Source organism: Salinispora vitiensis, assembly GCF_000378825.1.
Taxonomy (GTDB): domain Bacteria; phylum Actinomycetota; class Actinomycetes; order Mycobacteriales; family Micromonosporaceae; genus Micromonospora; species Micromonospora vitiensis.
The window spans coordinates 2050885-2074812 of sequence record NZ_KB900388.1; the positions used below are offsets into that span (position 1 = coordinate 2050885).

Sequence of the window (23928 nt, forward strand, 5' to 3'; positions counted from 1 at the left end):
TGGGTGGGTTCGGACGGACGAGGGTCAACCGGGACCGGTAACCGCACGACCGCGCGAGAGCGCCAGCCGTGCGGTTACCGGAACTGCGAGCCGTTCTAGTTCTTGCCGAGCGCGGCGGCGGCGGACATCGCCTGCTGCAGCCCCGCCAGATCCTGGTCGCTGGAGAACTTGCCGATCGCGGAGTTCGCCGCCTCGATGGCGCCCTGCGAGCAGGCGGCACCGTGGGCGCAGGACGGGACCTGCGTGCCGGTCTTCCAGTCCTGGATGGCCGACTGCTGGTAGGCGGGGTAGTCGGCCTCGTTGACATCGGTACGGGCGGGGATCGAGCCCTTCTTGATGTTGAACGCCTGCTGCCCCTCGGCGCTGCCGACCGTCTTCAGCCAGCACTTGGTGCCCTCGGGGTTGTTCGCCCCCTGCGGCAACACGAAGGAGTCGGCCAGCCACTGGAAGGTGCCCCCGTTACCCGGGAACGCGAGGTGGCCGAAGTCGGTGAAGCCCTTGGTCTCGAAGTCGCTCGGCGCCCAGTCCCCCATCAGGAAGAAGCCGGCCTTGCCGTCCATCAGGAGCTTGCCGGCGTCGGTCCAGTCGTAGGTGTCCCGGTCCGTGTTGGTGTAGCTGAGCAGCCGGCTGTAGTTCTCCAGACCCTGGGTGACCTCGGGGCTGTTCCAGTCGGTCGCACCGGTCCAGAGGCCGGTGAAGCTCTCCGGGCCGAGGTCACTGATCAGGGCCGCCTCCAGCAGCATCAGCTGGGACCAGTCCTTGCCGATCGCGAGGGGCGCGCTGACGCCCGCGGCTTTCAACGTGTCGAGCGCGGTGAAGAGCTCGGCCAGCGTCGTCGGCTCGGCCGTGATACCGGCATCGGCCAGGACCGACTTGTTCGTCCAGAGCACGTTCGAGCGGTGGATGTTCACCGGAACCGAGTAGACCTTGCCGTCCACGCTGAGGTTGTCCATCAGGCCCGGCGGCAGCGCCTCGGTTAGGCCCCACTCCTCGTACAGGGCGCTGAGATCCTCGATCTGACCGGCCGCGATGTAGTCCGACAGCTCGGTACCGGCGTGGGCCTGGAAGGTGTCCGGCGCATCGCCCTGCTGGAGCCGGGAGGCCAACACCTGCTTGGCGTTCGAACCGGCGCCGCCGGCCACCGCCCCGTTCACGAATGAGTAGTCGCACTGCTCGTCGAAGGCAGCGACCAGACCGTCGAGGCCGGCTTTCTCGCCTCCGTCAGCCCACCAGGTGAAGACCTCCACCTCCTGGTCGGCCCCGCTGTCGGCACCACCGCAAGCGGCGGGCGACAGCAACGCGAGCGCCCCAACCGCGGCGACGGCCGCCCTACGCATCCTGCCCATGCTTCCTCCCGCTACGGGTGACATCGTTGTCTGAGGGCCACAACACTTTCGCTGCGGCCAGCCCTCGTCAACATCGACCCAGCTACGAAAAAGTAACGATGACATCACGAGGCGACCCGCCAAAAACCACTTAACTCCCCTATTGCCGCCACCCTGGCCCGGCGATCATGAATTGCGCCAACCGAGTCGCACCCGAGACGGTCACCAACCTATTGACAACGTTGTCTACGGCCGACACGCTTTCTCCGACCCTCAAGCGTGACCCCCGCACGCTTGACGACCCCCTGGAGGATCACGTGGGCAGACACCGGAGGGCGATCGCCACCGTGCTCGCGGTTGGCCTGGCAATACCGGGCACCCAACTGCCAGCAGCGGCGGCACCGTCGCTCGACACCGACTTCTTCTCCTCGTTCGATTCCGACGATTCGCAGCCGACGTGGACCAACACCGTGGAAACCGACGCAGCCGGAAAACCCAAGATGTCCGGCGTAACCGGGAATCCAGATTCCGGCGGAATCCCCGGCAACATCAATGACACGATTGCCGAGGTAACCGCCAACGGCGACAACCCGCCCAACGAAACCGTCCGGCGGGTCATCGACAATGACGCGTCCACCAAGTGGCTGGTCTTCGAGCCCACCGGCTGGGTACAGGCCCAGCTCGAGACGCCGGCGACGGTGGTGCACTACGCGCTCACCGCCGCCAACGACGTACCGGAGCGGGACCCGCAGGACTGGGAGCTACAGGGGTCGACCGACGGCGACACCTGGGTCACCCTCGACGCCCAGACCGGGCAGGACTTCCCCGAACGATTCCAGACCAAGGAGTACCGGTTCAACAACGACACCGAGTACTCGCACTACCGCCTAGACATCACGGCCAACCACGGCGCAGACATCGTCCAGCTGGCGGATCTCCAGCTCTCCAACGGCGACACCACCCCAAAGCCGCCGACCCCGATGTACAGCGTCGTTGACAACGGACCCGCGGGAAGCCCCACCGCCAAGGCCAACGCTGGCTGGAGCGGCGAACACGCGCTGCGTTACTCGGGGGGACAGACCGTTGACGGACGCGGCTACGCCTACAACAAGATCTTCGATGTTGCCATCGACGTCACCCCGACAAGCGAACTGTCGTACCTGATCTTCCCCGAGCTGACCCAGGGCGATCTCGACTATCCGAGCACCTACGCCGCGGTCGACCTGGCCTTCGACGACGGCACCTACCTCAGCGACCTGAACCCGGTTGACCAGTACGGCTTCGGTCTACACCCGTCGAAGCAGGGGACCACCAAGTCGCTCTACGCCGACCAGTGGAACAGCAAACGATCGTCGCTCGGTGAGGTGGCCGCGGGGAAGCGGATCGATCGGATTCTGATCGGGTACGACAGCAGCATCGGCCCCGCCACCTTCCGGGGCTGGGTGGACGACATCCGCGTGACCGGGAGCCCCGAGCGCCCCGCCTACGACCGGCTCTCCGACTACGCGTTGACCACCCGCGGGACGAACTCCACCGGTGACTTCTCCCGGGGGAACACCTTCCCGGCGACCGCGGTGCCGCACGGCTTCAACTTCTGGACGCCGATGACCGACGCCGGCTCGAACAGCTGGGTCTACCAATACCAGCGGGACAACAACGCGGACAACCGGCCGACGATCCAGGCGTTCACCGCCAGCCACGAGCCCAGCCCGTGGATCGGTGACCGGCAGACCTTCCAGATCATGCCCGCGGCAAGCAGCGACAAACCGAACGCCAACAGAACCGCGCGGGCACTGGCCTTCCACCATGACAACGAGACCGCCAGGCCCCACTACTACGGCGTGACCTTCGACAACGGACTCAAGACGGAGATCACTCCCACCGACCACGCGGCGATGTTCCGATTCACCTTCACCGGGGACCGCGGCAACCTGATCTTCGACAACCTCAACAACCAGGGCGGCCTGAACCTCAACCCCGACGGAACCGTGACCGGCTACTCCGACACCCGGCTGGGCAGCGGCGCCACCCGGATGTTCGTCTACGGCACGGTGGACCACCCCGTCGTCGCCCACGGCGGGCTGACCGGTGGCGGTGGCGACGACGTGACCGGCTACCTGGCCTTCGACACCTCAACGTCGAAGGTCGTAACACTCCGGATCGCCACCTCGCTGATCTCCCTCGACCAGGCTCGGAAAAACCTGGCGCTGGAGATCGCTGAGGACGACACCTTCGACACCGTCCGCGCCCGGGCCCAGGACCTCTGGGATGACAAGCTCGAGGTCATCGAGGTCGAAGGTGCCACCGACGAGCAACTCGTGACCCTGTATTCCAACCTCTACCGGCTCTTCCTCTACCCAAACTCCGCACATGAGAACGTCGGAACGGCAACCGCCCCGGTGTGGAAGCACGCGGTGCAGTCGTCCACCTCGAGCACCCTGCCACCGGGGACCACACCCACCGAGACCGGCGCGGACGTGGTAGCGGGAAAGGTGTACGTCAACAACGGCTTCTGGGACACCTACCGCACCGCCTGGCCGGCGTACGCGCTGTTCAGCCCCACCACCGCCGGTGAGCTCGTTGACGGCTTCGTCCAGCAGTACCGGGACGGTGGTTGGGTGTCGCGGTGGTCGGCTCCCGGCTACCGGAACCTGATGACCGGCACCAGCTCGGACGTCTCGTTCGCCGACGCGTACGTCAAGGGGGTACGCAACTTCGACGTCCGGGCCGCGTACGACGCGGCGGTGCGCAACGCCACCGTCGTGCCACCCGGGAACGCCAACAACAGCAGCGTCGGCCGGAAGGGCCTACCGGAGTCGATCTTCCACGGATACACCTCGACCGCGGTCTCCGAAGGCGTCTCCTGGGGGCTGGAGGGCTACATCAACGACTTCGGCATCGCGAACATGGCCGCCGAGCTGGCCGAGGACCCGGAGACCCCGGAAGCCGACCGGTCCCGCTACCGGGAGGAGGCGGAGTATTTCCGCAGCCGCGCACTCAACTACGTGCACACCTTCGACCCGGCGATCGAGTTCTTCCAGGGGCGCGACGCGTCCGGGCAGTGGAAGTCGACGCCAGAAACGTACGAGCCGCACGTGTGGGGGCACGAGCACGACTACACCGAGACCAACGGGTGGAACTTCGCCTTCCACGTCCCGCACGACGGCGAAGGCCTCGCCAGCCTGTACGGGGGGCGGGAGGCGCTGGCCGAGAAGCTGGACGAATTCTTTGCCACGCCGGAGACGGGGACCTTCCCCGGCTCGTACGGCCGGATCATCCACGAGATGCGGGAGGCCCGGGACGTCCGGATGGGCATGTGGGGCTTCAGTAACCAGGTGTCGCACCACATTCCCTGGATGTACAACTACGCCGGCCAGCCGGCAAAGACGCAGAAGATCGTACGAGAGGTGCTGTCCCGGCTGTACATCGGCAGTGAGATCGGCCAGGGGTACGCCGGCGACGAGGACAACGGCGAGACCTCGGCGTGGTACCTGTTCAGCGCGCTGGGCTTCTACCCGCTCCAGGTGGGTAGCGAGAACTACGTGATCGGCTCACCGCTGTTCACGAAGGCCACCGTGCACCTAGACAACGGTAAGAAGATCGTCGTCAACGCGCCGAACAACAGCGCCGACAACGTCTACGTACAGGGCCTCAAGGTCAACGGGAAGCCGTACCACCAGACCTCGATCTCACACGAGGTGTTGGCCGGTGGCGCGGTGCTGGACTTCAGCATGGGCTCGCAACCGTCTTCCTGGGGCAGCGGCGAAGCGGACCTCCCCCCGTCCCTCACTCCCTCCGGTGCGACCCCCCGACCAATGTCCGACATCGCGGTGACCGGCGGTCCCGCGGCGCTGGCCGACAACACCTCCACCACCTCGGCTTCGGTGGCGGCGCCGGTGCAGTGGGCGGTAGCGGGTGCCCCGGAGCGGGTCACGCACTACACCCTCACGTCGGGGCCGGACACCGGGACCGACCCGGTGGGCTGGCAGCTGCAGGGCTCCTACGACGGAGACACCTGGACCACCATCGACAGTCGTGTCGCTGAGGAGTTCACCTGGCGACTGCAGACCCGGTCCTTCGCCGTAGACCGACCCGGGCGGTACCTGCACTACCGGCTCACGCCCGAGAGCGGTGACTCCGTCCCCGTCCTCGCCGAGGTCGAGTTACTCGCCACGCCCTCCCCCTCGTGTACGAAGACGGTGAACGGCACCATCACGGGGCCGCTGAAGGTCGACTCCGGGGTGACGTGCCTGTCCGAGGCGACTGTCAACGGGCCGGTGACGGTGCGATCCGGTGCCGCGCTCCACGCGGTTGCCTCGACCATCTCCGGTCCAATCGCCGCCAACGGGGCCGAGGCGGTGGTGCTCCGAGAGGTCCAGCTCGGAGGGGCGCTGGCGGTGTCCCAGGTGACCGGCGAGGTGAGCATCGAACGCACCACCGTCGGCGGATCGGCGGTCCTGACGCAGAACCAGGCGCCGGTGATCGCGGCGGCGTCGGTGGGCGGACCCCTGTCCTGCTCCCGCAACACCGTCGCGCCCACGGACAACGGGGTGCCGAACTCGGTGCGGGGACCTACCTCCGGGCAGTGTGGGGACCTGTAACGATTCCGGGGCCGGCCGCTGGCACAGTGGCCGGCCCTGCTGCCGGCCACGAGGGTGCCCCTCGGGGCCCGCTGCCGGCCCGGCGGTGGTCAGCGCGGCCGGCCTACTCCCGGTGCGGCGTACCGCGCGGCCAGGGTGGCGGTCTCCTCGCCACCGGTGTCCGTTGCCGCTCAGTCGACGTTGGCGGCCAGTTCCCCGGCCCGGTCCCGGGCCGCCTCCAAGGCGGCCAACAGCGCCGCCCGCACCCCGTGCTTCTCCAACTCGCGGACGGCGGAGATGGTGGTGCCGGCGGGCGAGGTCACCGCCTCCCGCAGCTTGACCGGGTGCTCGCCGGAGTCGCGCAGCATGACCGCCGACCCGATCGCGGTCTGCACGATCAACTCATGGGCGACCTGCCGGGGCAGGCCAAGCAGGATGCCCGCGTCAACCATCGCCTCCACCAGCAGGTAGAAGTACGCCGGCCCGGAACCCGACAACGCGGTCACCGCGTCCTGCTGCGACTCGGGGACCCGCAGGGTCCCGCCGAGCGGGGTGAACATCTCCTCGGCCAGGGCCAGGTGCGCGGCGGTGGCGTGCTCTCCGGCGGAGATCGCCGACATCGCCTCGTCAACCAGGGCCGGCGTGTTGGTCATCACCCGCACCACCGGGGTGCCGGCGGCCAACCGCCGGCTGAAGAAGCTGGTGGGCAGGCCGGCGCAGAGCGAGATGACCAGCTTGTCGGCCGGAATCTTCGGGCCGATCTCGTCCAGCAGCGCCGCCGCGTCCTGCGGTTTGACCGCGATCGCGAGCACCTCGGCCTCGGCCACCGCGGTGTGGTTGTCAACCACCCGTACGCCGTAGCGGAGAGCCAGCTCCTCGGCCCGCGCCTGCCGCCGGGTGGTGGCCAGCAGCCGCTCCGCCGGCCAGCCCGAGCGCAGCAGGCCGGAGAGCACCAGCTCACCGATCTTGCCAGCCCCGATGACCGCGACCGGGCGCACGGTTTCCGCCACCGGCCTCACCTCTTCCCGCGTAGGCCGGTGCGCGGTGGGGCCGTGGACCCCACCGCGCACCGGTTGACGATCAGCTACCGAAGAAGACCTCGGCCTCGGCGTACCGCTCCAGCGGCACGGTCTTCAGCTCGCGGGTGGCCTCGGCCAGCGGCACGCGAACGATGTCCGTGCTCTGCATCGCCACCATCTTGCCCCAGTCGCCCTCGTGCGCGGCGTCGATCGCCTGGAGGCCGAGCCGGGTAGCGAGCACCCGGTCGAAGGCGGTCGGGGTGCCCCCACGCTGGATGTGGCCGAGCACGACGGTACGGGCTTCCTTGCCGGTCTTGGCTTCGAGCTGCTCGGCGAGCCACTGGCCGACGCCACCGAGGCGGACGTGGCCGAAGGCGTCCAGCTCCTGGTTGTGTAGGACCATCTGCCCCTCGAGCGGGTGGGCGCCCTCGGCGACCACGACGATCGGGGCGTACTGGTGCTGGAAACGCTTCTCGACGTAGTCGGCAACCTGGTTCACGTCGAACTGCCGCTCCGGCAGCAGGATCACGTTGGCGCCACCGGCGAGACCGGCGTGCAGGGCGATCCAGCCAGCGTGCCGACCCATCACCTCAACCACCAGGGTGCGGTGGTGGCTCTCGGCGGTGGTGTGCAGCCGGTCGATCGCCTCCATCGCGATGTTGACCGCGGTGTCGAAGCCGAAGGTGTAGTCGGTGGCGCCGAGGTCGTTGTCGATCGTCTTCGGCACGCCGATGACGTTGACGCCGAGTTCGTGCAGCTTGGTGGCGACACCGAGGGTGTCCTCGCCGCCGATCGCGATCAGCGCGTCAACGCCCTGCGCGGCGAGGTTCTCCTTGATCCGCTCAACGCCGTTCTCAATCTTGAACGGGTTGGTCCGGGAGGAGCCCAGGATCGTACCGCCACGCGGCAGGATGCCCCGCACCTCGGCGATCCCCAGCGGGCGAGAAAGCCCCTCGAGCGGGCCCTTCCAGCCATCCCGGAAGCCCACAAACTCGTGACCGTAGTTGGCCACGCCCTTCCGAACCACCGCCCGGATGACCGCGTTGAGACCGGGGCAGTCGCCGCCGCCGGTGAGCACGCCGATACGCATGATCTGCTCATCCTCCTGGGAACAATTGGGTAAAGCCCGGTTAAGCCCCAGGATATGTGTCGAAACAGACCATCGGCGCCATTGCCGGCCCGGGGCGGGCCGTCATTGCGAACTGTAGTCCCGTCCGGTGCGCGCCGACACCGCGCCCCTGGGAACCAGGCGGTAGACCAGCCCCGGAGCGAGATCTGATCAACGGTGACCCGGTCCCGTCCGACCCGATCCGGTCATGGCCTGCCACCGAGCCAGGTTGTGTCGCGCGTCCACCAGCGCATCATGCCGAGCCGCCTCCGCGTCCGGCAACGGCGGACGACCCCGGTCGTCCCAGAGCTGGCGCAGGTCCTTGGTAAAGCGCGGGATCTGCCGAGGCAGTGCTGGCATCGCCCCCCACAGCTGCGCCAGCGACACGTGGTCGTATGCCGCGTACCACGCCCACAGCTCCAGCTGCTCGCCCGGACGGCCCCGGACCGGCTCCAACAGGAACTCCTCCAGCTCGTCCCGGATTCGGGCGCGGGACCGCCAGGCCCGATCCGCCGGCGACGGCAGCTGACTCAGCACGTTACGACGTACCCAGGGCACCGCCCGGGAGTCGTCGAACTCGGTCGAGACGGCGTAGAAGTCACGGCCGTACTCATCGACGACGCCGATCGACACCAGATCGATGGTGCGGCCATCCTCGATGAACTCGCAGTCATAAAAGTAGCGATAAACCATCGACGCCATCTTGGCGTACGCCGCCACGACCGGGCCGGGGTGGGTGCCACCGGCCCGAATGCTCCGCGTCCTCGCAGGTCAGGACTGGTATCGGATAGGTCTCGAAGGTCACGCAAACGAATTGAGGGGTGTACAGCAAGCAACCAGGCCGTCATGATCTGATGTGTACCGCTACCGGAGGCGTCGGAGTACCCTGGCAGCCCCTGTCAGGTTCACCCGGGAGCGAGTCAAGGGTCCTTGACCGGGGAGGGGTTGGGCCGTGGAGGTGCGCCTACCGGAGCCAGGTGACGCGCTCACGGGCGTCGAGATGTTCGCCGGCCTCGAGCCAGAAGCCCGGCAACGGGTAATCTCGGCGGCGGTGCCACGCACCTACCGCAAGGGGCAGCTACTCTTCGTCGAAAACGACCCGGGCGAGTCCCTGATCGTGCTACGCCGCGGCGCGGTAGCCGTCTTCCGCACGGCTCCCACCGGCGAGCGGGCGGTGCTGTCGGTGATCCGGCCGCCGGAAGTGCTGGGCGAGGTCTCATTACTCGACGCCTCCACCCGATCTGCGTCCGCCGAGGCGATCGAGGACTGCGCGGCCCTCGCCCTGTCCCGGGGGGCGTTCATGGAGTTGGTGCACTCAAATCCGCGCATCCTCGACGCGGTGATGCGCTCCCTCGGCAGCCTGATCCGCCGGCTGACCGAGCAGAACGCCGACCACGTCTTCCTCGATCTGCCCGGACGGGTGGCAAAGACACTGGTCCGCCTCGCTGGTGAGAGCCAGGCCCCGATGATCACCATCGAGCTCAACCAGAGCCAGCTCGCCGAGATGGCCGGCGGCTCCCGGCAAAGCGTCAACCAGGCGATCGGCTCCTTCGCCAACCGGGGCTGGCTGCGCACCGAGGGCCGCCGGATCGTGGTGACCGACGTGGCCTCGCTGCGCCGCCGCGCCGGCATGAGCGAGCGCTGACGGCACGTACAATCGGGGTCGGGGTGGGCGACGGCCCCGGCCGGGCCCCACCCACGACTGCTCCGATCGCAAGACGCGAGCGAACGCACTCCCGCAACCGGCCCCCGGCGTGTCACGATTCAAGGCACGGCGGGCACAGACGCCGAGAGGGCTTCGGGAGCGCGCCCCCGGCGCGCGAAGAGGAGGTTGTCCGGTGTCAGCGGGTGGGGCCCGCCGGGGACGGCGGGACAACGGGATCGACGCAAGTGACTACGCGGTCGCTGGCGACGTGGATCCCCGGGTCGGTGAGCATCTTCTGGACGTCCTCGCCGCCGGGGGCATCGCCGCCTATCTACAACCCTCGGCCGACCTCAACCCCGTCACCCGCACCACCACCGTCCCACCCCGGCCGATCGACCGGCTGTACGTGGACCGCTCCCACCTGCGAACCGCCCGGGACTACCTCACCCAGCTCGCCGACGAAGGTGCCACCGACCGGACCCGGGACAACGAGCCCGACATCGAGGCCGAATGGGCACGGATAGTCGCCGGGTTCCACACCACCTCCGCCAGCGGCGGTGACAACCGGTGGCCCGCTGCCGAGGACGTGGACGACGACCGGGCCGGCCGGACCTCCACCGACACGCGGCGCCTGCCGTACGCGGCGGACGTCTCCGGCGTCACCGTCAGCCAAGGGCGGGAGGAGGAGCCCTCGCTCCTCGACGGGCTGGACACCTTCGGCGCGGGCCTGCCCGACGACGAGCAGGAGGAGGCAGAGCGGTACACGCCGCCCCCACCCCCACCACTGCCCCGCATCTCCAAGTACGCCGCGCTCGGCGTCCTGGCCATCGTGGTCGGCTTCCTACTCTTCCTCTACCCGGAGCTGCTCCCGGTAGACCCGGGGATTGTCACCCTGCTCGGTTTCACCGGCATCCTCGCCGGCTTCGTCACCCTGATCTGCCGGCTCCGCCCCGGCGACCGGGACGAACACGACCCGGACGACGGCGCCGTCGTCTGAGCTGGGCCTACTGGCCCGAATCAGGCAACCCCACCCGCTCCGGCAGCCCACCCGCCGTGGTCCCCCGCATCGATTACGAGCCGCCCATCATCGTCGGCCCACCGCAGCGATTGCGGGCCGACCGAGCACCCACTCCAAAGCTGGGACGTAACAGTGGTGTAACTTACGGTTAGTAGGAATACTGCTGTCCGTCATTCCCCCTCCGCCGGCTGCCGGCCCTACCCCCCTGTTGCGGCGGTCTCCGGCAGATCGGAAACGTCCGAGGTGCGACAGAGTTCCCTGGTGGTGGTCGCCAACCGCCTCCCCATCGACGACAGTACGGCGCCGGACGGTGCCTGCGAGTGGCGCCGCCGCCCCGGTGGCCTGGTGAGCGCCCTGCACTCGCCACTACGGCAGACCCCCGCCACCTGGGTGGGGTGGGCGGGTGGCACCGGACCGGCACCGGCGCTGCCCGACGTCGACGGTGTCCGGATGCGCCCGGTGCCGCTCACCGCCGAAGATCTGCGTGACCACTACGAGGGCTTCGTCAACGCCACGCTCTGGCCGCTCTACCATGACGCCGTTGAACAGCCGGAGCACCACCGCCGCTGGTGGGAGGCGTACCAGCGAGTCAACCAACGGTTCGCGGCGGCCGTCGCCGAGGTGGCCGAGCCCGGCGCCGTGGTCTGGGTGCAGGACTACCACCTACAGCTCGTACCCGGTCTGCTCCGGGCACTCCGCCCGGACCTGCGAATCGGCTTCTTCCTCCACGTGGCGTTCCCACCGCCGGAGCTGTTCATGCAGCTCCCCCGGCGGGCCGAGTTACTGCGGGGAATGCTCGGCGCCGACCTCGTCGGCTTCCAGCGCGCCCAAGCGGCACACAACTTCGCCCAGCTCGCCGACCGGGTACTCGGGCTGCCGGCCACCGACCGTCGAATCGCCGTTGACGGCCGGATCGTCCGCGTCGGCTCGTTCCCGGTCTCCATCGACACCGCTGAGATGGCCGCCCTGGCCGACCGACCCGACGTCGCCGACCGCGCCAAGCGGCTCCGCCGTGACCTGGGCAGCCCGGAGCGCGTAATCCTCAGCGTGGACCGGATGGACTACACCAAGGGCATCGAGCAGCGACTGAAGGCGTACAGCGAGCTGATCGCCGACGGGCACATCAAGGTACAGGACACTGTCCTGGTTCAGGTGGCGGTGCCCAGCCGGGAACGAGTGGGGCAGTACCAGATCCTCCGCGAACGGGTAGAGCGCGAGGTCGGCCGGATCAACGGCGAATTCGGCCGCGTCGGCGAGCCGGCCATCCACTACCTGACCCAGCCCTTCGGCCGTGCCGAGTTGGCCGCGCTCTACCGGATCGCAGATGTGATGGCGGTGACCCCGCTCCGGGACGGCATGAACCTGGTCGCCAAAGAATACGTAGCCGCCCGGGTAGACGACACCGGCGCGCTGCTGCTCAGTGAGTTCGCCGGCGCCGCCGCCGAGCTGGCCCAGGCGTACCTGGTGAACCCACACGACCTGGAAGGCCTCAAGCAGGGCCTGCTCGCGGCGCTGCGGGCCCAACCGGAGCAGGTCCGCGGGCGGATGCGAGCGATGCGGACACACCTGCGCCAGCACGACATCCACGCCTGGGCTCGCTCCTACCTCGCCGCGCTGGACCAGGACAGCGCCCTACTCAGCCGACTCGGTACCACCCGCTGACCCACCCGGGCTCAGCCGGCGGACGGCTCCTTCTCCAGCCAGTCGAGGATCCCGTCGATCGGTTCCCGCCACCGAGCGTCCAGCATCAGGTCGTGGCTCATGCCGGGGAAGAGCAGCGGGGCCGAGCCGTACCGTCTCGCCGCCCGGGTGAGCACCGGGTGCGGCACGACCCGGTCCTCCGGGCTGCCGAGCACCAACACCGGTGGGTCGCCCACAGCCGGCTCGGGCTCTCGCCCGAGCAGTAGCTGCCACTGGGCACGCCGGGCGGGGCGGCCCAGCCGGGACAGGTGCCGCCGCGCCTCGTCCCGGGGAAGTTCCCGACCGAACAGCTGGGCGCGGCTGCACCGCAGCCGGCCGCCAACGAGCGCGGGCAGCGTACCCAGGGGGTTACGGCGCAGCGCCGTGAACGCCGTCGCCCAACCACCGAAGACCGGGGCCACCATCACGGCGGCCCGGGCCGGGTAGCGGGCCAGGGCGTGCGCCACCACCAGCGCCCCGGCCCCATGCCCGACCAGCACCGCCCGGCGGGACAAGCCCGCGGCCACCTGCACCACATCGTGGGCGTACGCCCGCAGCGTGGCTTCCGGCGCCGGTCCACTGCCAGCCTGCCCACGCAGACTCAACGCGTACCCAGAGAAACCGCGCTCGGCGGCGTGCCCCAACCAGTGCTCGGCGAACGCCCACGCACCGTGCCCGAAGCCGGGGACGAACAACAACGGTGGTCGGCCCTCATCCAGCCCGGGGGTGGCCTCGAGCACCTCGCGCCGCACCGGACGGACCGGGCGAGCCCACTCCCGCCCCCGCATGATCCGCACCTGCCGGCTCACCGGGTAAACCCTCCGCTCGCGACTGCGGGGCTCGCAAGCTCACTCCTCGCACTCACCAACCCCACCCTCCGCTCGCGACTGCGGGGCTCGCAAGCTCACTCCTCGCACTCACTTGGCCTCCAGGTCGTGCAGGGCGCGCTGCAGGGCGCGCAGGTAGTCGGCGTGACCGACCTCGAACCAGTGCCGGCTACTCTCCTTGACCGGCCCCGAGTAGCGCTCCCCCGCCCGCGCGGTCACCGTGGCGGCAAAGGCTGCCGTCTTGCCGGGCCGGGTCTCCCGCAGCCGCAGCAACCGGGCGAAGAGCACGCTCTGCCAGTGGGACAGCGGGAAGATGCCAGAATCCGGCTGCACCAGGCCGGCCACGGCCAGGGTCGGATGATTCGGCACAAAGGCGTTGAGCCACAGCACCGGACGCCCGGTCGTGCCATCGTCGCCAAGGATCTTCGGGTCGAGAAACTCGAACCGGGGCAGGTAGCCGGTGGCGAAGACGACCAGCTCCGGATCGACCTGCCGGCCATCCGCCAACTCGACGGAGTCCGGGTGGAAACGGACGGCCTCCGGCACCGGAGTGACTCGACCATGGCCCAGATAGTAGACAAGCTGACTGTTCACGATCGGATGCGTCTCCAGCATCCGGTGGTCGGGGCGCGGCAGACCGAAGCGGGTCAGATCCCCCACACTCGCCCGGAGGAGGCGGTGAAAGAGCCACTGCCGGAGCCGCCGGGGTACCCGCAGCGCCAGCATCAGGTCGTTGAGCTGGTCAGCCGGACGGCCAAGGAGATACTTCGGCGCGTACCAGTAGCCACGGCGGGTGGAGTGCCAGCAGTGGGCGGCCTGCTGGGCCGCCTCGGTAGCGATGTCGCAGCCGGTGTTGCCAGCTCCGACCACCAGCACCCGTCTGCCCCGCAACTGCGCCGGGTCCTGGTAGGCCGAGGCGTGCATGACCTCGCCACGGAACTCGGTAAGGCCCTCGTAGGTGGGTAGCTTCGGCGACCAGTTGTGGCCGTTGGCGACCACTACCGCGGCGTACCGGGAGGTCCGTTCCGGGCCGTAGCCGCCGGTGCTGCGGGTCGTGACGTCCCACCGGTCGCCGTCAACCGGCTCGACCCGCACCACCTCCGTACCGAACCAGACGTGCCGGCGCAGGTCGAAATGGTCCGCGTACCGCTCGAGGTAGGACAGCAGCTGACTGTGGTGCGGGTAGTCCGGCCAGTCGTCCGGCATCGGGAAGTCGGGGAACTGGGTTAACGGACGCGACGAGATCAGGTGCGTGCTGGCGTAGACCGGGCTGCGGTCGTGCCGCCAGTTCCACACCCCGCCGACACCGGTCTCCCGCTCGTAGCAGTCGACGCCGAACCCATGCTCGGTCAAATTCTTGATCGCGGTCAGCCCGGTCGGGCCCGCCCCGATCACACAGACAGTCTCACCGCGGTCGGAGACGGAGCGGCCCGCCCGGGCCGGGTCGAAGGTGCTCGACTCCGGGTCGGGCCGGCCGTGATCGGTGGAGGTGGTCACCGAGGCATCTCCTTAGGTGCGGTACGGATGCCAGGTCGCGCAGCATCCTGCCCACATCGGATGCCCAATGTCCAGCCCGGCGTCGTACCGGCCGGCGTCCTAGCTTCGACGGGCGAGGTCGGCAGCGCCGATGAGACCGGCGTCGTTGCCGAGCTTGGCGGGGCAGACCTGCGCCACCGGCAGCCGGCCCCGCTGCGAGAGCGCCTCGGTGTAGGCGGAGCGGGCCGGGCCCAGCAGCAGCTCACCGGCTTCGACGACGCCACCGCCGACCACCAACACCTGCGGGTCCAGGATCTGGGCCAGGTCGGCGAGACCGTTGCCGAGCCAGTGGCCGACCTGGGCGAAAGCCTCGGTGGAGACCGGGTCGCCGTCCTGCGCCGCGACGGTGATCATCCGGCCGGTGATCGCCTCAACGTCGCCGCCGGCACAGGCCAGCAGGGCGGCAGCACGGTGCGGTTCCTGGCGGGCTGCCGCCCGGGCGAACCGCACCAGGGCGCTCCCGCTGGCGTACTGCTCGACGCAGCCCAGCCGGCCGCAGCCGCACTGGTGCCCGTCCGGCACGCTGAGCATGTGTCCCAGCTCGGCGGCGATGCCGTGCGCGCCACGCACCAACTCACCGCCGAGCACGATGCCGCCGCCGACCCCGGTGCCGATGGTGAACATGACCATCGAGTCCTCGGCGTCGCGGGCCGCACCGTAGCGGAACTCCGCCCAGGCGGCCACGTTGGCGTCGTTCTCCACGATCACCGGCAGGTCGGTGGCGTCATTGACGAACTCGCGCAGCGGCTCGTCCCGCCAGGCGAGGTTCGGGGCGAAAAGCACAGTTGAACGGCGGGCGTCGATCCAGCCGGCCGCACCGATGCCGACCCCCTCGATCGCCCGCCCCTCGGCCAGCTCTCGGACCACCTCGACGATGAGGTCACAGGTTTTGCCGACGTCATCCGCGGGAGTGTCCCGTCGGGTCTGCACGAGCACCGTGCCCGAGTCGTCCACGACGCCGGCTGCGACCTTCGTGCCACCGACGTCCACTCCGATGGTCAGCGTCACCGCTGCCACTCCCCTCTGCTGTACTGCCCGGCCCGGGGCTTACGCCGATTGGGTCGGGGTACTGGGTCAGGCCCCTCGGGCGTCCTCGCCCATGTCGCCGGGCACCCGAGCGGCGGGCACCACGGGACGGTCAGCCGTCGCCGGTATCTTCTCTGTCGCGGTCGGCCCGGCGCCGTTGACGGGCGGTGCGGCGGCCGGGACGGGGTCCTCCTCCGCCCGAGTCGCAGCGGACCAGACATCCCCCTCGGGCGCCGACGGAGAATCATGCCTGCTCCGGGTAGCTGCCTGCCACACGGGGGTTGGCCTCCCCGATGCCGCGGTCTCCGCGGTGGGGTCCGCCGCGGCGGTGGGAGCCGGCTGCGCCGAGGCGAATGCCCGGAGCAGGCTCGCCACTCCGGCAGCCAGGTCACCGGCTCCGGTGGCGAGCCGCTCGGCGAATTCCGGACTTGGGTCTCGTAAGGCGACAATCGCCCGGCAGAGCGGGCAGATACAGCACTCCGCCGTACCGGTCGACAGGCCGGCACCGGTCGAACTCCCAGCGTGACTGAGAACACTCGAGACAATCCCGCCGAGCGGACCCCACGAGGTGCCGCCCTCCGCGCCGGCCCCGGCGAGCCGCACCGCGGCCAACAGGGTCGCGACCAGCCGTTCCGCCTCTTCCCGGGCCGAACCCGGATCCGTTGCCCCCATGGTCGGCTCCCTCTACCGAAACGGCCGCGTCAACACGGCGCGTCAGATGCTTTCTACCCGGTGCTTGAGCTGCTTCAACGCAGCTTCCATGATCATTCTCTCAGCCTTACGGCGAAACATCCCAAGCATCCCCACCGACAGCTCGACCTCCAGGGTGTAGGTCACCGTGGTCGTGCCGTCCGCGTTGCCCACCAAGTCGTACGAACCGTGCTGGGAGCGCTGCATTCGGGAGGGCGCCGCCAGGTGCCACCCAATCCGACTGAGGTCCGCCGCGTACTCGTAGACCAGCACGTACTCGTCCACTAGGACGCCGGCGTCGAGGGTGAACCGCACCTGACGGGCGTAGCCGTCGGCGTCCTCCTCGAGCACCTCAACCTGCCGCAACGCGTCGGTCCATTCGGGGTAGCGGGGCAGGTCACAGATGACCGCCGCCACCTGTTCCGGTGCCGCACCGATCGTGATCGACTGGGTGGAGGAGTCCGCCATGGGGGGAGGCTACCCGGCCGTGTGACGAACCTGTCTACACCACCCGCGGCGCTGGGCGGGTAGGTTGCGACAGAGCCGACCGCGAGGGCGGCCTGCCCAGCCAGCGTGAACACGAGGAGAGTGCAGGTGCGCGAGTTCTCCGTCCCACCGATCGTCACCGTCGGCGACTCGGCCAACCTAACCGATCCGGTCTGGGAAAACGCTGAGGTAGCCCCAGACGTGGTGCAGTTCATCCGCGCGGGTGCCGACGACACTTGGGTCGACGTGACCTGCGGCCAGTTCCGCGACGAGGTGGTCGCGACGGCACGCGGCCTGGTCGCGGCCGGGGTAAAGCCCGGCGACCGGGTCGGGCTGATGAGCCGCACCCGGTACGAGTGGACGCTCTTCGACTACGCGGTCTGGGCTGCCGGCGCCGTCACCGTCCCGATCTACGAGACCTCCAGCGCCGAGCAGACCGCCTGGATCCTGTCCGACTCGGGGGCGGTCGGCGTCCTGGTGGAGACGGACGCGCACGCCGAGCTGGTCGCCGGTGTCCGCGACCGGGTCCCCGAGCTGACGCACGTGTGGCAGATCGACCGCGGCGGAATGGACGAGTTGGTCACCGGTGGTGAGTCGGTTGACCCGACCGAGATCGAGCAGCGCCGCGCGGCCGTGCGGGCCGACGACATCGCCACCCTCGTCTACACCAGCGGCACCACCGGCCGCCCCAAGGGGTGCATGCTGACCCACCGCAGCATCTTCGCCGACATCGCCAACGCCGTGCCCGTGCTACCCAACCTGTTCGGCCCGGGCGCCTCCACCCTGCTGTTCCTGCCACTCGCCCACGTCTTCGCCCGGCTGATCCAGGTCGGTGTGGTGCAGGCGCGCGCCACCATGGCCCACTGCCCGGACACCAGCGACCTGCTCCCCCGGTTGCAGACGGTTCGCCCCACGTTCGTGCTCTCCGTCCCCCGGGTCTTCGAGAAGGTCTACAACAGCGCCAAGCAGAAGGCCGACGCCTCCGGCAAGGGTCGGATCTTCGCCCGTGCCGAGGCCGTCGCGATCGCGTACAGCGAGGCGCTGGAGACCGCGACCGGGCCGGGCCTGGCGCTGCGGGTGCAGCACGCGCTCTTCGACCGACTGGTCTACCGCAAGCTGCGCGCCGCGCTCGGTGGGCGGTGCAACGATGCGATCTCTGGCGGGGCGCCGCTGGGCGCGCGACTCGGGCACTTCTTCCGCGGCGTGGGGGTGACCATCTACGAGGGGTACGGGCTGACCGAAACCTCCCCCGCTGCCTCCACCAACCTGCCCGACGCCATCCGGATCGGCACTGTCGGGCGGCCGCTGCCCGGGGTGACCATCCGGATTGACGACGACGGGGAGGTCCTCGTCGCTGGAGACCTGGTCTTCCGGGGCTACTGGCGCAACGAGGCCGCCAGCGCGGATGTGCTCACCGCCGACGGCTGGTTCCGCACCGGCGATCTGGGTCAGCTCGACAGCGACGGCTACCTGCAGATCACCGGCCGGAAGAAGGAGATCATCGTGACCGCGGGCGGCAAGAACGTCGCTCCGGCGGTCCTTGAGGACCAGGTCCGGTCACACCCGCTGGTCAGCCAGTGCGTGGTGGTCGGCGACCGGCAGCCCTTTGTCGCGGCGCTGGTCACCGTGGATGAGGAGGCGCTTCCGGCGTGGTTGGAGGAGGCCGGTCTGCCGGCGACCACCCCGGTCGAGCAGCTACGCGATCATGAGGGGCTGCGGTCCGAGATCCAGTCCGCGATCGACACGGCCAACCAGGCCGTGTCCCGGGCCGAGGCGATCCGAGTCTTCCGAATCCTGCCCCGGGACTTCACCGAGACGACCGGCGAGCTGACCCCCTCCCTCAAAGTAAAACGACAAATCGTGCACAAGTCGTACGCTGCAGAAATCGCTGAAATCTACCGAAGCTGACTACCATCCGTCAGGTGCCCGCCTCCACTCCGAGTCCGCCCCGACCGCATCCCCTCGCCGCTGCCGCGCGTGTGGTGATGCTGGCCCTGGTGGCGGTACTGAGCCTGCTCGCCACGCACGACCTCGCCCAGCTGTGGTGGATCGCGCTCCTGGCGGCGGCGGGCCTGCCGGCACTGCTCGCACCGACACACGACCGGCTCGGGCCGCTGAGCCGGGGCGCCGAGGTGGTGGTGCTGGGGCTCGCCACCAGCCACGTCGCCTCGGTGGCGACGATCGGCGCGCAGAACGCTGGGCTGGGCGCCTCCGCGGTGCTGCCATATCTGACCGTCCCGATCACCGTCACCGCCCTGCGCCGACGCTTCCGCGAGGGCGCAGGGCTGCTGGCGGTCATCGGTCTCACCCTGTTGCTGGCCGGGGCGCTGACCCAGATCGACGGCCAGCGGCAAATCTTCCAGGTCGGCTACCTGGCGGTCAGCGCCCAGTGGCTGGCCCTCTCCGGCCTCGGGCTCTATGCGGCGCGAACCCTGCACCGGGTGATCCGGGCGCACAGCGACAGCAAGCCCCAGCCGTACGCGGAGGCGACCCGCCTCCTAACCCAGCTACGCACCGTCGCTCGAAAGCTACCTGGCGCCACACTGGACCCGGGCGGCATCTCCGAGCACCTGCTAGAGGAGCTGCGGACGCTGGCCCGGGCGGACCGGGGGGCCGTCCTGTCCGCCAGTGGTGGTGGCCGGCTGGTGGTCCTGGCCCAGTGCGGCGCCGACCGGGTGGACTGGGAAACCACGCTGGACGCGGACTCGGCGATCGCCGACGCGTGGGCCAGCCAGCAGCCACAGACCGCCGCGCACTCGCAAGCCCGCTCACCCGTCGGTGGGGAGGTCTCTGCGCTGATCGTGCCGCTGGTCGCCGGGGTGCGCACGGTCGGACTGGTGGTGCTGGAGGCGGATGTCGCGCATGCGTACCCACCCGCGGTGGTGGCCCGGGCAACCGGGCTGACCTCCCCCGCCGCGCTGCGCCTGGAGGCAGCCCTGCTCTTCGACGAGGTGCGCTCCCTGGCCACCAACGAGGAGCGGCAACGACTCGCCCGGGAGATCCACGACGGGGTGGCCCAGGAACTGGTGATGGTCGGCTACGGCATCGACAACGCCCTGGCCACGGTGCACGAGGACACCGAGGAGACCGCCGAGTCGCTGCGTGGGCTACGTCAGGAGGTCACCCGGGTCATCACCGAGCTGCGGCTCAGCCTCTTCGAGCTGCGCAGCGAGGTGGACCGGCACGGTGGCCTCGCCGCCGCCATCGCCGAGTACGCGCGCACGGTCGGGGTCTCCGGCGGCCTGCGGGTGCACCTTTCGCTGGACGAGTCGACCGCCCGGCTGCCCGCCGCCACCGAGGCCGAGCTCCTGCGGATCGCCCAGGAGGCGGTGGCCAACGCCCGCAAGCACGCTGGTGCCTCGAACCTCTGGGTCACCTGTGCGGTGGACCCGCCGTACGCCCAAATTGAAGTGTCGGATGACGGTCACGGGATCTCCGACCACCGTACGGACGGGCACTACGGTCTTGCGATCATGGCCGAGAGGGCGGAACGTATCCGAGGTCGACTGGAGATCCGGCCGCGGCAGCCGAGCGGCACAACGGTGGCCGTGGTGGTGGGTTCGTCGTCCCAACGCGATAACGTGCGTGGCAGTACCGCAGTAGAAGGGGAGTAACCCGAGGATGACCACACCGACACCCGCCACTCGCACCAAGGTCCTCCTTGTGGACGATCACGACCTGATCCGTAAAGGGCTGCGGCATGCGTTCGAGCGCGACCGGCAGTTCGAGGTCGTCGGCGAGGCTGCCACCGCGGCCGAGGGGGTCCGCCAGGCCGGCGCCCTCCAACCGGACGTGGTCATCATGGACCTACGACTGCCCGACGGCAGCGGCCTCGAGGCCACCCGCGCGCTACGCAAGTCCAGCGCCACGATGGGCATCGTCGTGCTGACCATGTACGCCGGCGACGACCAGCTCTTCGGCGCGCTCGAGGCGGGCGCGAGTGCCTTCGTCCCGAAAACCGCCCCGGCGGATGAGGTGGTCGCTGCCGCCCGGCACGCCGCCTCCTCGCCCAGCGCCTTCACCGCTGCCGACCTGGCTGAGGCGATGAAGCGCCGGCTGGCCCCGTCCGGGCCGCAGCTCTCCCCACGCGAGGGGCAGGTGCTGCGCCTGCTCGCCGACGGAATGAGCGTGGCTGGCATCGCCAAGCAACTCTTCGTCAGTGAGTCCACTGCCAAGACCCACATTTCCAAACTGTACGAGAAGCTCGGCGCCGCCAATCGCGCCCAGGCATTGATGACTGCGCTCCGGCTCGGTCTGCTCGAGGCTCCCGACGCACCAAAATTCTGATCTCCCCCCAGCTAACAAGCGGACAACTTCTCATCTACGGCAGTGTCCGTCGGCGCGATGTCACGCTAAGGTCTCCCCCGGCGGAGGGGCGGTCTGCAGGGGCGGGCCCCGTGCGCACGAAGAGGTGAGGCATGCGACGGCCGGACTGGGCACCCGACGACATTGACATCGAGCGTCCCAGCGTCGCCCGAATGTACGACTACTACCTTGGCGGCTCCCACAACTTTGCGGTGGACCGGGCAGCAGCGCAGGCCATGGTCGCAGCCGTTCCAGAAGCCCCGCTGATGGCCCAGGCAAACCGTGCTTTCCTGCGCCGGGCGGTGCACTTCCTGGTTGATGCCGGGGTCCGCCAGTTCCTCGACATCGGCTCCGGAATCCCCACGGTCGGCAACGTGCACGAGATCGTCCAGCAGGTCGCCCCTAGCTCCCGGGTTGTCTACGTCGACACCGACCCGGTGGCAGTGGCGCACAGCCAGGAGATTCTCGCTGACAACAACCAGGCAACCGTGGTGCAGGAGGACCTGCGGCACCCCGACCGTATCCTCGGCCATCCCGAGCTCCGTCGGCTGCTCGACCTCAATGAGCCGACGGCGGTGCTCATCGTCGCCGTCCTGCACTTCGTCTCCGACGACGACCGCCCCACCGAGCTGCTGCGGGCCCTGCGCGAGGCCCTCGCTCCCGGGAGCTGGCTGGTGTTGTCGCAGGCCAGCGACGAGGGGCGGCGGGACACCGAGCGGAACGACGCCGAGGCGGTGTACCAACGCACCGGCAGTCCACTGTGGTTCCGTGGCCGGTCCGAACTGACCACGCTCTTCGACGGTTTCGAGTTGGTCGAGCCCGGGGTGGTGTGGGTCCCGCAGTGGCGCCCGGAGACACCGGAGAGCAGCGTGAACGCCGAGGCGTCGGCATTCCTCGGTGGCGTGGGGCGGATCGGTGGCTAGCCCAGCCACCGCGGCTCAGCCAGGGGGTGCCAGCCCCGGCATGACGGTCTTCACTCAGGAATGGGCGAACGCGATCGCCGGGACGAGCTACCTGCCGATGACCCAGGCACAGCTCAAGCGACTACTTGACCGCCTCGGCCGGCAGCTGGCGGCAGCCCTGCTCGCCGAGCCGTTCGACCTGCGAGCCGGTCAGCGCGTCGGCGCCGAGTTGGTGGCCGCACACATCGCCTCCGCCGAGGCGCTGGGACGTACCGTTGAGGTCGTTCAGCTCCGTCTCGTACGCGATCTGGGCTTGGTCGCCGAGGACGTAACGGACCGCCTGGCCCGGCTGCTCGCCGCTGTGACCACCGGGTACGCCCGGGCGCTGCGCGACCGCACGCTGGACGAGCAGGAGTCGATCCGGCGGGCCGCGATGGCACAGCGCACGAAGGCCGAACGGGCGCTCCGGGCCAGCGAGGCCCGCTTTCGGCACCAGGCCACCCACGACTCGCTCACCGACCTGCCGAACCGGAATCTCTTCACCGAGCGGCTCACCGCGGCGCTGGAGGCGCCGCAGCGCGACACGGACCGGGTCGGCCTCTGCTATCTCGACCTGGACGGGTTCAAGCGGGTCAACGACCAGCACGGGCACCAGGCCGGAGACCGGGTGCTCACGGAAGTGGCCAACCGGCTGCGCCAGGCCCTCACCGGGCATCTGGTCGCCCGACTCGGCGGCGACGCGTTCGTCATCCTGATCGAACGCACCGGCGGCACCCGGGACGTGATCGCGGTGGCGGAGGCGGCCCTGGCCGCCGTGCACGAACCGGCCGCGGTGGCGGGCCACGAGGTGACGGTCCGGACCAGCATCGGCATCGTGGAGCGGCAGGTTGCCGGCGCCTCCGCGAACGAGCTGATGCGGGCCGCCGACTGCACCCTGCACTGGGCCAAGGCAGCCGGCGGCGGTCGCTGGACGCTCTACGATGCCGAGCGCGACCGCCGAGAGCTAACCAGCCAGGCACTGACCGCGGCGATCCCCGCCGGGTTGGACCGGGGCGAGTTCTACCTCGACTACCAACCACTCGCCTCCCTGCGCGACGGCCGCATGCTGGGTGTGGAGGCACTGGTGCGCTGGCGGCATCCGGAGCTGGGTGTTCTGCGCCCGGGCCAGTTCATCGGCCTTGCCGAGGAGACCGGATTGATCATCCCGCTCGGTGGGTGGGTGCTCGCCGAAGCGTGCCGGGCAGCGGGCAGTTGGTCGGCGACCACCGGAACGCCGTTCGTGAGCGTCAACCTCGCCGTCCGGCAGGTGCACCGGCCGGGCCTGGTGCAGGAGGTCCGCAACATACTGCGACACACCGGACTACCGCCGGAACGTCTCCAGCTGGAGATCACCGAGAGCGCCATGATGAGCCCCGCCGAGGAACCGGTGCAGGCGCTGCGCCGCCTCGCAGACCTCGGTGTCCGCATCGCCATCGACGACTTCGGCACCGGCTACAGCAACCTGGCGTACCTGCGCGACCTACCGGTAACCGAGCTGAAGGTGGCCGGGGAGTTCGTTGCCGGACTGCGCGCCCAGGAGCCCCAGGCAGACGAAAGGATCGTCGCATCGTTGGTCTCGCTCGCCCACGCGCTCAACCTGACCGTCACCGCGGAGGGGGTGGAGACCGCCGGGCAGGCCGAACGGCTGCGGGCCATCGGCTGCGACGCCGGCCAGGGCTGGCACTTCGGCCGTCCAGAACCTGCTGACCGGATTCTGGCCCGACTGGGCTGACCGCCGGGGC

18 protein-coding genes are annotated in these 23928 nt (G+C 69.6%); 9 read left to right on the forward strand and 9 right to left on the reverse strand.

Annotated elements, in window-relative coordinates; all coding sequences use genetic code 11:
- Positions 1–95: 95 nt before the first annotated feature.
- A complete protein-coding gene (locus SALPAC2_RS0109450) occupies positions 96–1337 on the reverse strand; it encodes an ABC transporter substrate-binding protein (RefSeq protein WP_018216417.1) in 1242 nt (413 codons plus the stop codon).
- A 305-nt stretch (positions 1338–1642) separates the two neighbouring features.
- Between SALPAC2_RS0109450 and SALPAC2_RS0109455 the strand changes: the two genes are divergently transcribed.
- Positions 1643–5926, forward strand: coding sequence for a GH92 family glycosyl hydrolase (locus tag SALPAC2_RS0109455; protein ID WP_018216418.1), 4284 nt, complete (start codon positions 1643–1645; stop codon positions 5924–5926).
- 170 nt (positions 5927–6096) lie between these two features.
- Here the strand turns inward: SALPAC2_RS0109455 and proC are convergent, their stop codons facing one another.
- From proC to SALPAC2_RS0109470, 3 genes are all read right to left on the reverse strand, one after another.
- Complete coding sequence (gene proC / locus SALPAC2_RS0109460) at positions 6097–6915, reverse strand: pyrroline-5-carboxylate reductase (protein WP_018216419.1); 819 nt, start codon at positions 6913–6915, stop codon at positions 6097–6099.
- Between the two features lie 70 nt (positions 6916–6985).
- A complete protein-coding gene (locus SALPAC2_RS0109465; RefSeq protein WP_018216420.1) occupies positions 6986–8014 on the reverse strand; it encodes a 6-phosphofructokinase in 1029 nt (342 codons plus the stop codon).
- Positions 8015–8203: 189 nt separating this feature from the next.
- Positions 8204–8725: a polyadenylate-specific 3'-exoribonuclease AS gene (locus SALPAC2_RS0109470; RefSeq protein WP_026184575.1), complete on the reverse strand. Its 522-nt coding sequence runs from the start codon at positions 8723–8725 to the stop codon at positions 8204–8206.
- A 259-nt stretch (positions 8726–8984) separates the two neighbouring features.
- Between SALPAC2_RS0109470 and SALPAC2_RS0109475 the strand changes: the two genes are divergently transcribed.
- The 3 genes from SALPAC2_RS0109475 to SALPAC2_RS0109485 all read left to right on the forward strand — a co-directional run bounded on the left by SALPAC2_RS0109475 (position 8985) and on the right by SALPAC2_RS0109485 (position 12357).
- Positions 8985–9677 (forward strand): Crp/Fnr family transcriptional regulator, encoded by a 693-nt coding sequence (locus SALPAC2_RS0109475; protein WP_018216422.1) that lies wholly within the window; start codon positions 8985–8987, stop codon positions 9675–9677.
- 193 nt (positions 9678–9870) lie between these two features.
- Positions 9871–10674: a DUF308 domain-containing protein gene (locus SALPAC2_RS0109480; protein ID WP_018216423.1), complete on the forward strand. Its 804-nt coding sequence runs from the start codon at positions 9871–9873 to the stop codon at positions 10672–10674.
- Between the two features lie 264 nt (positions 10675–10938).
- Positions 10939–12357 (forward strand): alpha,alpha-trehalose-phosphate synthase (UDP-forming), encoded by a 1419-nt coding sequence (locus SALPAC2_RS0109485; protein ID WP_018216424.1) that lies wholly within the window; start codon positions 10939–10941, stop codon positions 12355–12357.
- Positions 12358–12368: 11 nt separating this feature from the next.
- On the opposite strand, the gene SALPAC2_RS0109490 is transcribed toward SALPAC2_RS0109485, so the two are convergent.
- From SALPAC2_RS0109490 to SALPAC2_RS0109510, 5 genes are all read right to left on the reverse strand, one after another.
- Positions 12369–13184 (reverse strand): alpha/beta hydrolase, encoded by an 816-nt coding sequence (locus SALPAC2_RS0109490; protein WP_018216425.1) that lies wholly within the window; start codon positions 13182–13184, stop codon positions 12369–12371.
- A gap of 108 nt (positions 13185–13292) precedes the next feature.
- Positions 13293–14699 (reverse strand): flavin-containing monooxygenase, encoded by a 1407-nt coding sequence (locus SALPAC2_RS0109495; protein ID WP_018216426.1) that lies wholly within the window; start codon positions 14697–14699, stop codon positions 13293–13295.
- A gap of 99 nt (positions 14700–14798) precedes the next feature.
- Positions 14799–15755 carry an ROK family glucokinase gene (locus SALPAC2_RS0109500; RefSeq protein ID WP_188115892.1) on the reverse strand — a complete coding sequence of 319 codons (957 nt, stop codon included), beginning with the start codon at positions 15753–15755 and terminating at the stop codon, positions 14799–14801.
- 57 nt (positions 15756–15812) lie between these two features.
- The gene (locus tag SALPAC2_RS0109505) at positions 15813–16436 is read right to left on the reverse strand and encodes a hypothetical protein (RefSeq protein WP_018216428.1); all 624 of its coding nucleotides are present in this window, start codon (positions 16434–16436) and stop codon (positions 15813–15815) included.
- 42 nt (positions 16437–16478) lie between these two features.
- Positions 16479–16922 (reverse strand): SRPBCC family protein, encoded by a 444-nt coding sequence (locus SALPAC2_RS0109510; protein ID WP_018216429.1) that lies wholly within the window; start codon positions 16920–16922, stop codon positions 16479–16481.
- 126 nt (positions 16923–17048) lie between these two features.
- Between SALPAC2_RS0109510 and SALPAC2_RS0109515 the strand changes: the two genes are divergently transcribed.
- From SALPAC2_RS0109515 to SALPAC2_RS0109535, 5 genes are all read left to right on the forward strand, one after another.
- Positions 17049–18848, forward strand: coding sequence for an AMP-dependent synthetase/ligase (locus SALPAC2_RS0109515; protein WP_018216430.1), 1800 nt, complete (start codon positions 17049–17051; stop codon positions 18846–18848).
- Between the two features lie 14 nt (positions 18849–18862).
- Entirely contained in the window at positions 18863–20554 is a 1692-nt protein-coding gene (locus SALPAC2_RS0109520) for a sensor histidine kinase (RefSeq protein ID WP_033661865.1), read from the forward strand.
- A gap of 7 nt (positions 20555–20561) precedes the next feature.
- Positions 20562–21227, forward strand: a complete 666-nt coding sequence (locus SALPAC2_RS0109525; RefSeq protein WP_012014490.1) for a response regulator transcription factor — start codon at positions 20562–20564, stop codon at positions 21225–21227.
- Between the two features lie 131 nt (positions 21228–21358).
- A complete protein-coding gene (locus SALPAC2_RS0109530) occupies positions 21359–22168 on the forward strand; it encodes an SAM-dependent methyltransferase (protein ID WP_018216432.1) in 810 nt (269 codons plus the stop codon).
- 40 nt (positions 22169–22208) lie between these two features.
- Positions 22209–23918, forward strand: a complete 1710-nt coding sequence (locus tag SALPAC2_RS0109535; RefSeq protein WP_018216433.1) for a putative bifunctional diguanylate cyclase/phosphodiesterase — start codon at positions 22209–22211, stop codon at positions 23916–23918.
- Positions 23919–23928: the final 10 nt, after the last annotated feature.